The 12,156-nt window shown below is 51.7% G+C and carries 9 protein-coding genes; 6 read left to right on the top strand and 3 right to left on the bottom strand.

Features of this window, described 5'->3' with window-relative positions:
* Position 1 precedes the first annotated feature (1 nt).
* On the top strand, positions 2-1,039 hold the full coding sequence (curA, locus tag OGV94_RS11220) for an NADPH-dependent curcumin/dihydrocurcumin reductase (RefSeq protein ID WP_080625207.1): 1,038 nt from the start codon (positions 2-4) through the stop codon (positions 1,037-1,039).
* A gap of 31 nt (positions 1,040-1,070) precedes the next feature.
* On the opposite strand, the gene pqqU is transcribed toward curA, so the two are convergent.
* Positions 1,071-3,191, bottom strand: coding sequence for a TonB-dependent receptor PqqU (gene pqqU, locus OGV94_RS11215; RefSeq protein ID WP_286523344.1), 2,121 nt, complete (start codon positions 3,189-3,191; stop codon positions 1,071-1,073).
* A gap of 257 nt (positions 3,192-3,448) precedes the next feature.
* On the opposite strand from pqqU, the gene yncE reads away from it, so the two are divergent.
* Both yncE and OGV94_RS11205 read left to right on the top strand, forming a co-directional pair.
* Positions 3,449-4,510, top strand: a complete 1,062-nt coding sequence (yncE, locus tag OGV94_RS11210) for a 7-bladed beta-propeller protein YncE (RefSeq protein ID WP_043016273.1) — start codon at positions 3,449-3,451, stop codon at positions 4,508-4,510.
* A gap of 137 nt (positions 4,511-4,647) precedes the next feature.
* Positions 4,648-4,869 carry a YgdI/YgdR family lipoprotein gene (locus OGV94_RS11205; RefSeq protein ID WP_043016274.1) on the top strand — a complete coding sequence of 74 codons (222 nt, stop codon included), beginning with the start codon at positions 4,648-4,650 and terminating at the stop codon, positions 4,867-4,869.
* 41 nt (positions 4,870-4,910) lie between these two features.
* On the opposite strand, the gene ansP is transcribed toward OGV94_RS11205, so the two are convergent.
* Both ansP and OGV94_RS11195 read right to left on the bottom strand, forming a co-directional pair.
* A complete protein-coding gene (gene ansP, locus OGV94_RS11200; RefSeq protein WP_047411154.1) occupies positions 4,911-6,353 on the bottom strand; it encodes an L-asparagine permease in 1,443 nt (480 codons plus the stop codon).
* A 279-nt stretch (positions 6,354-6,632) separates the two neighbouring features.
* Positions 6,633-8,174 carry a methyl-accepting chemotaxis protein gene (locus OGV94_RS11195; protein ID WP_213733049.1) on the bottom strand — a complete coding sequence of 514 codons (1,542 nt, stop codon included), beginning with the start codon at positions 8,172-8,174 and terminating at the stop codon, positions 6,633-6,635.
* A gap of 515 nt (positions 8,175-8,689) precedes the next feature.
* Here OGV94_RS11195 and OGV94_RS11190 point away from each other — a divergent pair.
* Genes OGV94_RS11190 through OGV94_RS25220 form a run of 3 tightly spaced genes read left to right on the top strand, consistent with a single transcriptional unit; the run spans position 8,690 to position 12,148 of the window.
* Positions 8,690-9,688: an MsnO8 family LLM class oxidoreductase gene (locus OGV94_RS11190; RefSeq protein ID WP_047411161.1), complete on the top strand. Its 999-nt coding sequence runs from the start codon at positions 8,690-8,692 to the stop codon at positions 9,686-9,688.
* Positions 9,688-10,809 carry an amidohydrolase gene (locus OGV94_RS11185; RefSeq protein WP_043016278.1) on the top strand — a complete coding sequence of 374 codons (1,122 nt, stop codon included), beginning with the start codon at positions 9,688-9,690 and terminating at the stop codon, positions 10,807-10,809. The genes OGV94_RS11190 and OGV94_RS11185 overlap by 1 nt, the downstream gene beginning before the upstream one ends.
* 25 nt (positions 10,810-10,834) lie before the next feature.
* On the top strand, positions 10,835-12,148 hold the full coding sequence (locus OGV94_RS25220) for an LLM class flavin-dependent oxidoreductase (protein ID WP_502874129.1): 1,314 nt from the start codon (positions 10,835-10,837) through the stop codon (positions 12,146-12,148).
* Positions 12,149-12,156 lie beyond the last annotated feature (8 nt).

Genomic DNA, 12,156 nt, shown 5'->3' with positions numbered 1-12,156 from the left:
CATGGGTCAACAGACTAATCGTAATCGTCGCTGGGTACTGGCTTCCCGCCCGCATGGCGCGCCGGTTGCGGAAAACTTCCGTCTTGAAGAAGATGAGGTGGCAACGCCGGGTGAAGGCCAGGTTTTACTGCGTACCGTTTTTCTTTCCCTCGATCCGTACATGCGTGGCCGTATGAGCGATGAGCCATCTTACTCCCCACCGGTAGAGATTGGCGGTGTTATGGTGGGCGGCACCGTAAGTCGAGTGGTGTCATCCAACCATCCTGACTACCAGCCTGGCGAGTGGGTGCTGAGCTACAGCGGCTGGCAGGACTATGACATCTCCGACGGTAGCGGTCTGGTGAAACTTGGCGAAAATCCCGAGCATCCCTCCTGGGCGCTGGGTGTTATGGGGATGCCCGGTTTTACCGCTTATATGGGGCTGCTGGATATCGGTCAGCCGAAAGCGGGAGAAACGCTGGTGGTAGCCGCCGCGACCGGCCCGGTTGGCGCAACGGTAGGGCAGATTGGTAAGCTCAAAGGCTGCCGGGTGATCGGCGTTGCTGGCGGGGCAGAGAAATGTCGACATGCCACCGAAGTACTGGGTTTTGATATCTGTCTCGATCACCACGCGCAAGATTTTGCGCAACAGCTGGCAAAAGCCTGCCCGCAGGGGATTGATATTTATTACGAAAACGTTGGCGGTAAGGTATTTGACGCAGTCCTGCCGTTACTCAACACCTCTGCGCGCATTCCGCTTTGCGGACTGGTCAGCGGTTATAACGCCACATCGCTTCCGGCAGGACCTGACAGATTACCTTTGCTGATGGCAACGCTACTGAAAAAGCGTATCCGCATGCAGGGCTTTATTATTGGTCAGGATTACGGTCACCGCATTCATGAGTTTCAGCGGGAGATGGGGCGCTGGGTTAAAGAGGGCAAAATCCATTACCGCGAGCAAATCACCGACGGTCTGGAAAATGCACCGCAGACCTTTATCGGTTTGCTGACCGGTAAAAACTTCGGCAAGGTGGTTATTCGTCTTGCCGATGATGCGTAAAAACTGATGGCGGGAGTCATTCCCGCCAGTTTTACTCAAAACGCCAGGCCAGATTAATACCTACGCCATAGTTTCGTCCTGGCGCCGGTTCGTAGTATCTGCCATTTGACTCATTCACAATCACCGAGCCGACATAAGTTTTATCGAACAGATTATCTACCCGACCGAACAGGTCTACCATGAGACTGCTGTAATAAAATTTATAACCGGTATTCAAGCCAACAACGGTATATGACGGGGCTTTCGCCGTATTTTCATCATTGGCCATAATGTCGCCCATATAACGAACATCTGCTCCCGCATACCAACCTTCATCAGGAACGTAGCCCAGTGACGCAAATCCCATGTTTTGCGCTATGCCGGGCAGTCGGTTGCCATTGCAGTTTTGATCCCCACAAACGTTGCTGCGGTAGATGGCATCCAGCCAGGTCCATGACGCTTTTGCGCGCCAGTTTGCGGCAAAGTGTTGGTCCCAGGATAACTCGCCTCCCTGACGGCGAGTTTTTCCGGCGTTTTTATACGTTGTCCGTCCGCCGTTGCTGCTGTCAACGACGATTTCGTCGTCCGTGTTAGTCTGGAACAAGGCCGCGGTAAACAATCCATCGCCAACACGTGTTTTGCTACCGATTTCAACGGTGTCATTTGTGGACGGCTGTAAACCAAAATTCATGCCGCTTTGGCCGTCGGAACGGTAAGACAGTTCGTTAATGGTGGGTGTTTCGAACCCGCGACCCGCGGCCAGATAGACGTTCCAGGCATCGGTGATGGCATATTTTAACGATCCGGCAGGCAACCATTGGTGATAGCTGGCGTCACCGCTGTCATCTCCGTTACCGGGCGTAATATAGCGATCGTTAGAATCAAACCACACTGAACTGTAACGAACGCCGGCATCCAGTGAGAGTTTCTGCGTTAATTGCCACTGGGTTTGCAGATAGGGGTCGACATTCCACATCAGGTTGCGTTCGTTACGGCGTAAGTCGCCTTTTTGCCCATACTCCGGCACGCCATCATCAAGACGGAAGTTATTGTAGCCTTTACGGTTTTCGCTCATGTTTTCATAATTCAGACCGGTGGTGAAAGTCACGGGTATGCCCAGCTCACCCCGATGAGTCCAGCGGTTGTCTATCCCCTGATAATGACGTTGCAGGGTAATGACGCCTCCCGCATGAGACGGTTTTAACTGTGGAGCCATCGGGATAGACTGATACTGAGTGGTTTCACGTTCCCCCGCATAGGTCATGATGCTGATATCATCCTGCGCGCTAAGCTGGCGTTCATAGCGCAATCCCGCCTGGGTCTGCTTGATGGTTTTTCGCGTATCGAATTGCTCAGCGCGGGGCGATTGCTGCGGATCGACCTGCCATTCCGACTCGGTAAGACCGCCGGGATCGTCGGCTTTACTGTCTACACTATTGAAAATCAGAGTCAGTTTGCTCGCATCGTCTATGCGCACGCCAAGTTTGGCATTGGCCAGATTTTTTTGCGCGCTACTGTGATCGCGATAACCGTGGGTGGTAAACCGGGTTGTTGAAACGGTGTAATCCACATCGCCTTGCTGAGTACCATCGCCCAGAGCTCCCGTTGCTTTTAACCCGTAGCGCCAGGTGCCAAAACTGCCGTAATAACTACTGGCTTCAATGGTTGGCGGCTCATGTCCCGTTTCAGTACTGACATTCATCACTCCGCCGGACGCATTGCCATACAGAGCAGAGAAGGGGCCGCGTAAAACCTCAATGTTTTGTACGCTGCTAATGTCGATATTGGATGTTTGACCCTGTCCATCCGGCATGGTTGCTGGAATACCATCGACGTACAAACGAATACCGCGGATACCATAAGTGGTTCGCGAACCAAATCCACGAATCGATAGCTGGAGGTCCTGGGCGTAATTCTGTCGGTTTTGTACCTGTAGCCCCGGGACGCTGGTCAGGGATTCAGACAAGTTAATGCGCGGCGTTGCCAGACGCATATCCTCCCCGTCAACAACGCTGACGGCAGCAGGGGTGTCCAGCTCAGAAACGGACTGTGGCGTCGCACTCACGATCAGCGTTTGATCGTTTATCTCACTTTCTGCCAGGGCAAAAGGCGAGAAGAAGGCAGGCAATAAAGAAACAGGAACAACAGTATAGCGGGCTGAAAAAATCGTCATGAATAAGGCCAGTTATGATGCTTACGTTAAAAAACTAACGGTAAGCATGTGAATTTTTTTATAAAAGATGAATTTTAGCGCTGCGTAATTGCGGTAATTTTTCGGGCAATGAAAACGATTGTAGTCAATATGTGAAGAAGTGCTCCACTTTGCGATGAATAATGATTACTATTCTCATTCCTAAAAAGCAAAACCATGATTTTGCTCATTGAAGCTATGTGAAGCAGTAACAAACGAATTTATCAAAGGGAGTCGTCATGTCTTTACGTCATCTGTTTTCACCGCGTCTGCGTGGTTCTTTACTGTTAGGTTCACTGCTCGTTGCATCATCTTTTACTACGCAGGCTGCAGAAGAACTGCTGCGCAAAGCCGTGGGCAAAGGTGCCTATGAAATGGCATACAGCCAGCAAGAGAACGCACTGTGGCTGGCGACCTCACAGAGCCGCAAACTGGATACCGGCGGGGTGGTTTATCGTCTTGACCCTGTCACCCTCGAAGTGACTCAGGTTATTCATAACGATCTCAAACCGTTTGGCGCCACCATCAACAACGCCACGCAAACGCTGTGGTTCGGCAACACGGTAAACAGCGCGGTAACGGCGATGGATGCCAAAACCGGCGCGGTGAAAGGACGCCTGGTACTTGATGCGCGTAAGCGTTCTGAAGATGTTCGCCCGCTGCAGCCGCGTGAACTGGTCGCCGATGATGCTACCAACACCGTATACATTAGCGGTATTGGTAAAGAGAGCGTGATTTGGGTTGTGGACGGTGATGCTATTAAACTGAAGGACACCATTCAAAATACCGGCAAAATGAGCACCGCTCTGGCTGTCGACAGTAAAGCTAAGCGCCTGTACACCGCCAATGCGGACGGTGAATTCATCACCGTCGATACTACCACCAACAAAATTCTCAGCCGTAAAAAGCTGCTGGATGATGGAAAAGAGCATTTCTTCATCAATCTGAGCCTGGACACCGCGGGCAACCGCGCCTTTGTCACCGACTCTAAAGCGGCGGAAGTGCTGGTCATCGACACCCGTAATGGCAACGTTTTGGCAAAAGTCGCTGCGCCGGAATCCCTGGCCGTACTGTTTAACCCGGCACGTAATGAAGCCTACGTGACCCATCGTCAGGCCGGCAAAGTGAGCGTGATCGACGCGAAAAGCTATAAAGTCGTTAAAACGTTCGAGACCCCAACATTCCCGAACAGCCTGGCGCTCTCCGCCGATGGTAAAACCCTGTACGTCAGCGTGAAACAAAAATCCACTCGCGAGCAGGAAGCCACTCAGCCGGACGATGTTATTCGTATTGCGCTGTAATATAAATGGAGGGGGAAACCCCTCCTGTCATTTCTCTAAACCCCACGATACGCCTCGTTACACCCCGCCAGTAGCCTCACCCACTTCAGGGACTTACACTACGCCCTCAACGGCTAACTGAATAACGCAGGAATACCATGAAAAAGCCACTTATCTGTCTGTGTGCAGGCGTAATGCTGTTTACCCTGGCAGGATGCACCACCGATTACGTCATGACGACGAAAAGCGGACAAACCATCACCACCCAGGGTAAGCCAAAACTGGATAAAGACACGGGAATGACCAGCTATACCGATCAGGATGGGAATGCGCGGGAAATTAACAGCAACGACGTCGCGCAGTTGATTGAAGCGAACTAAAAAAGAAGGCCTGAAGGGGTAACCTGTCAGGCCTTCTGCCGTTATGGCGCGGTGCGGTGGATTTCTGCAACGCGTTTACGAACGCCGAACCAGCCCGCAACCAGCAGGATAGCAATCAGCGGTAATGAGGCGATGGTATAGGTGCCGTTGGGATAATCAAACGCCATCAGCACCAGAACGCTCAGCAGGAACAGCAGCGTTAACCAGGAGGTAAAAGGCGCGCCCGGCAGTTTAAAGCTGACGTCTGCCGTTTTGCCTTCTTTTATGGCCCGGCGCAGACGCATCTGACAGATCATGATAAATCCCCACGACGCAATAATGCCTAATGACGCGAAGTTCAACACGATCTCAAATACCTGCGACGGCACCAGATAGTTCAGGAAAACACCGACGACATACACGACCAGCGTGGCGAGGATCCCAGCCCAGGGCACCTGTTGACGACTCATTTTAGCCATAAATTTCGGCGCCGATCCGCCCATCGACATGGAACGTAAAATACGTCCGGTGCAGTACAACCCTGAATTAAGGCTGGAAAGCGCCGCGGTGAGCACCACAATATTCATGATACTGCCAATGTACGGCACGCCCAGTTTGGAAAAGAAAGTAACAAACGGACTTTGCCCCGCCTGATAGGCGTTCCATGGCAATAACAGAACCAGCAGTACGACAGAACCCACATAGAACAGACCAATACGCCAGATGACGCTATTGATCGCTTTCGGCACCATCGTTTGCGGATCTTTGCACTCACCGGCGGCTGTACCCACCAGTTCAATAGAGGCGAATGCGAAAACCACACCCTGTACCAGAACCAACGCAGGCAGCAGGCCATGCGGGAAGAATCCGCCGTTGTCGGTAATCAGATGAAAACCCGTGGCGTTACCGTCCAGCGGTTTTCCGGTGCCTAAAAAGACGGTACCCACTACAAGGAAAATGACAATTGCCAGCACTTTCACCAACGCAAACCAAAACTCCATCTCTGCGAACCATTTCACGCCGATCATGTTCATGGTGCCGACAATGGCCAGCGCGCCGAGAGCGAACACCCATTGCGGTACATCACCAAAGGCGCCCCAGTAGTGCATATACAACGCCACCGCGGTGATATCGACAATACCGGTCATTGCCCAGTTGATGAAGTACATCCAGCCCGCCACGTAGGCGGCCTTTTCGCCGAGAAACTCGCGGGCGTAGGAGACAAAACTGCCGCTGGAAGGGCGATGTAAAACCAGCTCGCCGAGCGCGCGCAGTATAAAGAACGAAAAAATACCACACACCAGATAGACCAGCGCCAGAGCGGGGCCGGCCATCTGCAAGCGTGCGCCAGCGCCTAAAAACAGCCCGGTACCAATTGCGCCGCCAATGGCGATCATTTGTACCTGTCGATTGCCCATCGCTTTGTGATACCCCTCTTCGTGGGCATTCAACCAGCGTCGTTTCGCCGCATGTTGCTCCGCGGCTTGCGTGTTGTTTGTGTTCATTACGATTCCTGTTGACCTGACAAAATACAAAATCCTTTTTGCCGCACCAGTTGCGGCGAAAACAGTCTTACCCTTCATGGTGTTACGGAGTAAAACGGCCGGCCGAGCATCCTACATTCAATTGATCGGTTCCGCAAAGCCCCGATAACAAGAATTCAGCATTTTTATGCAGCCACAACTGGTGCGGTGTGGCCTCGATTCAGCCAATAAAAGAGAAGGGTGTTAATACATGGAGAGGCGTGCGCTTATCGAGACATTTACCCGATAAGCGCTGCAACGTTATGCTGATACGCCAAAGACCTGAACGGCCTGCTGTAAGCGCGATGAACGCTGGGTCAGATCGGCGGTAGCATCGGTAACGCGCTCCACCATCTCGGCATTATTGTGTGTCATGGTGCCAACGCGTGAAATCGAATCGTTAATCAGATCCAGCGCCTGGGTTTGCTCGCGCGTGGCCAGACTAATGTCTTTGATCATCATCGACATCTGCATTACATCGCCAATCATCCCGGTGAGATGCGTTTCCGTTTGCTCCACCATTTTGACGCCGCTGTTAACGTTAGCGACATTCTTCTCAATAAGCTGTTTAATCTCTTTTGCCGCCGACGCCGAGTGCTGCGCCAGATTGCGAACTTCTGCCGCGACAACGGCGAAGCCGCGCCCTGATTCCCCGGCTCGTGCGGCCTCAACCGCGGCATTGAGCGCCAGAATATTGGTCTGAAAGGCGATGCTGTCGATAACGCCGATGATGTCGACGATCTGTCCATTGTCACGCGATATCGCCTGCATCATGGCGATAGTTTGTTTCATGATATCGCCACCTTCTGCAGCGTTGGCGCTGGTTTTATCGGCCATAGTCATAGTATGTGCCGCGGTTTCAGCGGTTTGCTGTACCGCACTGCCAATTTCTTCGATGGCTGCAGCCGTTTGTTGCAGGTCGGCAGAGGTTTCTTCTGAACGCTTATGCAGCGCTGTACCTTCTTTTGATACCCGCTGACTGATAGCGCGAATACCGGTTATTTGCTTACTGACGTCATCGACCAGAGAATTCAGATTAAGCCCGGATTGATTAACCAGACGCATCAGCATTCCGATCTCATCCACCCGATTTAAATGACAGTTATCAGGTTTTCGCCCCGATACCACTTTCTTCATTTGCGTCAGTAGCGTATTAACTGGCTGACAAATTTGATACTTAAGGTAAATAGCAAGCATTAGAAATAAGAACAACAATCCACCTGCCTGAATAAATGGATTGACAGGGGCGAAGATAAATAACAAAGCGAGCAGGGAGATTACCCCTAAAGAATAATTGACGCGCTGACTAATACTCAACCATTTAAACATTGATGCCCATGACAATATGCCGCGACGAATGATAATGCCCTTAAAAAGTTGAAATCCTTTAAGCTGCTGATTATTAATTTTTTGATATAAGCTTTCGCTTTGAGTTATTTCATCGCGCGAAGGAACGGTACGCACCGAGATGTAACCAGTGAGTTTTTCATTGTGCCAGACCGGCGTAACGTTGGCGCGAACCCAGTAATGGTCGCCATTCTGCCGGCGATTTTTCACCATCCCTGTCCAGCTGTCTCCCTGCTGTAGCGTGTACCACATATCGGCGAAAGCAGCCGGAGGCATGTCGGGATGGCGAATAATATTATGCGGTTCGCCCATTAACTGATGTTCGTCAAATCCACTGGCATCAATAAAAGCAGAGTTGGCGTAGGTAATATGACTTTCTTTATCCGTCGTTGAAAGCAGCGTCGCTTTGCCGTTAAGTGTGTGCTCAATTTGTGTAACGGGCATGTTACTTTTCATAGAGGCCCCATGATGGTATGTATAATCCATACAAAAATCCCCGCAATAAAATCGGGAGATATTAAAAAGCTGTTTTAAACCGTTTTAATAAGAAACGCTGCATTCTCTACTAATCATCATTGCTGTGGAAGTATTTAAATTTAAAAAAACCAGGTGAACTATTCATTCAGCGTCATAAAAGTGAAACATTTAATACAACCGCATAACGTTGCAAGTCGTTTAACCTGACTTAACGTAAATCGCGCTAAAAAACGTTTTCGTAAAAAGAAAACTGGTATGAAATTATTTTGATGCTATTTCTGTGAAACCAGCAACCCTATTATATTTTGTAGGCCATAAAGTCCGGATGTGTTCCGCTGAGTGTTCCGACCAGTAAAGCAAGCCCCTGGTATTATCCCTGATGGCAACAGGGTTGGTTATCTACTTTTTAGCTGAACAAATGTGAATTAAATGTTTCTGTGTGGTTATTCAATAAATTAATAATAAAGACATGTTAACAAGCATAGGCCCGTAACATGTCATATCGCCTGAGTATTCTGGATAAAAGCCCCATCGGGGAAGGTGAAACCGCCGCGATGGCGCTTGCCCGGACGTTGCGTCTGGCGCAACAGGCAGAAGAGTGGGGATACCATCGTTTCTGGATCGCGGAACACCATAATACGCCACAGCTGGCCAGTCCATCGCCGGAGTTGGTGATCGCCTGGATCCTCGGGCAAACCCAGCGTATCCGCGTAGGTTCCGGCGGCGTGATGTTGCAACATTACAGCCCGTACAAAGTGGCGGAAAACTTCAATCTTCTGGCATCACTGGCCCCTGGACGTGTCGATCTCGGCGTAGGGAAAGCCCCTGGCGGCTTACCGCTTTCGACCCAGGCGTTACAGCAGGGACTACATCAGGATGAAAAAGGCAGTTTTGCTGACCAGCTTTCCCAGCTTAACGACTGGCTGGTGCTGCGTGGAACGGAAAGTGGGGTGACGGTATTCCCAACGCCAATTCCACCGTTACCGCCGGAAGGATTTGTGCTGGGAGCCAGTGTGCAAAGCGCTCAATTAGCAGCGCAATCCGACTGGAATTTTATCTTCGCTGCGCACCTTAACGGTGACAGAGCGTTATTGCATGACGTTTTGTCTTTCTGGCAGGCCCACAGCACACGCCCGACGATAGTCGCCGTCCAGGTGATTGTGGCGGACAGTCACGACACCGCTGCGCAACTGGCGGAAAACGTACAAATCTGGGGCGTAGAGCTGGAAGATGGTCAACGTGTCACAGTAGCCAGCGAAGAACAGGCGCTGGCATTTGCCGCACAGGCTGGCAGTCCCCCACGCAAAATAGCGCGTCGTGAGCTGGCGTTGTTACACGGCACCGCTCAGGAAGTGATGGCAAAGTTGAATGCTCTGCATACGCAATTTGGTATTGACGAGTTCATTATCGACACGCCAGTGGCGGAAGGGCACGCGCGTCTGACATCGCTGCGTTTGTTGGCGCAAGCCCATAACGCCGTGGAGGTGCTCTGATGACCCTCGGCTCAACGCTTATCGACTGGCGTCGTGAATTACATCAGCATCCGGAGCTTTCCCTGCAGGAGGAAGCAACCACGGCGCGCATTCACGCCTGGTTGCGCGCAGCGGACGTCGACATTTTGCCGTTTGAGTTGAAAACCGGTCTGGTCGCGGAAATCGGCCAGGGAGAAGATATCATCGCGCTGCGCGCGGATATCGATGCGCTACCAATTGAAGAAAGTGCCGATGTTCCGTTTCGCTCCCTCACGCCGGGTGTGATGCATGCCTGCGGGCACGATGTTCACACCAGCGTCATGCTTGGCGCTGCGCTGCTGCTTAAACAGCAGGAAACATATCTACCGGGGCGAGTACGTATTTTATTTCAGCCAGCTGAAGAGAGTTTCGGTGGCGCAAAAACGCTGATCCGCGCTGGTGCGCTACAAAACGTAGCGGCTATTTTTGGTATGCACAATGAGCCGGGTTTACCGGTGGGCGAATTTGCCACACGCGGCGGCGCATTTTATGCCAATGTCGACCGCTTCGTACTGCGCATTAATGGCAAAGGTGCACATGCGGCGCGTCCGCATGAAGGCAAAGATGCCATCCTGCTCGCCAGCCAACTGGTAACGGTGTTGCAAAGCGTTGCCAGTCGCGACGTTAACACGCTGGATTCAGTCGTGCTAAGCGTAACCCGTATTCAGGGAGGAAATACATGGAACGTATTACCAGAGTCCGTTGAGCTGGAAGGGACGCTCAGAACGCACAGAACCCAGGTACAGCAGCAGGTTAAGGCCCGGGTTAATGACATCGCTGCCGGATTTGCTCACGCCTTTGGCGCACAAATCGACGTAATCTGGCATGCGGGACCGACCGCGTTGGTAAATGATGATCGTTGGGCCGGTATTGCCACCGCGGTGGCGAAACAGTCAGGTTATACCACCCACCATGCCGATCTGCATATGGGCGGGGAGGATTTTGCCGTCTACCTGCAAAATACGCCTGGCGCATTCGTCAGTATTGGCAGCGCCAGTGAATACGGATTACATCACCCGGGATTCAAACCGGACGAGCGTTTAATTGAACCTGCCGCGCATTATTTTGCGCAGTTAGCAAAAACGGCATTCGCACATCTTTAAGTTTACCTGTTGGGTAGGGGTTATTATGGCTGAAAATCGGCAACTACGGCTCGGCACTATTCTGCATGGCGCATCGGGAAATATGTCCGCATGGCGTCATCCAGCGGCTCAGGCCGATGCCAGTATTAATTTTGATTTTGTCAAAGAGACAGCGCTTATTGCGGAAAAAGGGAAGCTGGATTTTATTTTTGTCGCCGATGGTCTGTATATTAATGAAAAATCAATCCCGCACTTTTTAAATCGTTTTGAGCCGTTAACGGTATTATCCGCTTTGGCCAGCATCACCCAGAATCTGGGGCTGGTTGGCACGGTGTCCACATCATACAGCGAGCCGTTTACGACTGCACGGCAGTTCGCCAGTCTGGACCACCTCAGTCAGGGGCGCGCAGGATGGAACGTGGTTACGTCGCCTCTGGAAGGATCGGCAAAAAACTATTCCCGTGCTCAGCATCCAGAGCATGCTCAGCGTTATCGTATTGCCGATGAATATTTACAGGTAGTGAAAGGATTGTGGGATTCCTGGGAAGACGATGCTTTTACCCGTAATAAAACAAGCGGGGAATTTTTTAATCCGCAAAAACTGCACACGCTTAACCATCATGGAGATTATTTCCAGGTCGCTGGGCCATTAAATATTGGGCGTACGCCACAAGGCCGTCCGATTATATTTCAGGCGGGCGCTTCAGCAGATGGCAAGAAATTAGCGGCGGAGCATGCTGATGCCATTTTTACCCATCAGGAGTCGCTGGCAGAGGCGAAAGCGTTCTATCAGGATGTAAAAAGCCAGCTGGAAAACGCCGGACGACATCCCGATCAACTGCATATATTCCAGGGTGTTAGCGTTATTGTTGGCGACAACGCGGAAGACGTTGAGCTGCAGTATCAGACTACCGCTGCGCTGGTCTCTATTACCGACGCGCTGAACTACCTTGGTCGCTACTTTGAACATCATGATTTTACCCAATATCCGCTGGATGCACCGTTCCCGGATCTGGGCTCTCTCGGGCAAAACAGCTTTCGCAGTACGACTGATGAGATCAAACGCACTGCGCGTGAGCGTGGCTTAACTCTCCGCCAGGTTGCACTGGAGGCGGCCAGCCCACGTCCGCGCTTCAGCGGCACGCCGCAACAGGTTGCCGACGGCCTTCAGCAGTGGTTCGACGAAAAAGCCGCTGACGGTTTTATCATCCAGGGCGGAACGCCGGATACCTTCCCGCGGTTTGTCGAACAGGTTGTCCCCGTGCTTCAGGCGCGCGGCCTGTTCCGCCATGAATATCCCGGTACGACCCTGCGCGCAAGCCTGGGATTAGCGACACCTGCAAATCAATTCACACAATAAGAGAAAAA

Source organism: Citrobacter sp. Ce006 (assembly GCF_030336535.1).
GTDB classification, from domain to species: Bacteria; Pseudomonadota; Gammaproteobacteria; order Enterobacterales; family Enterobacteriaceae; genus Citrobacter; species Citrobacter europaeus.
This window is presented reverse-complemented; position numbering and strand designations above follow the sequence as displayed.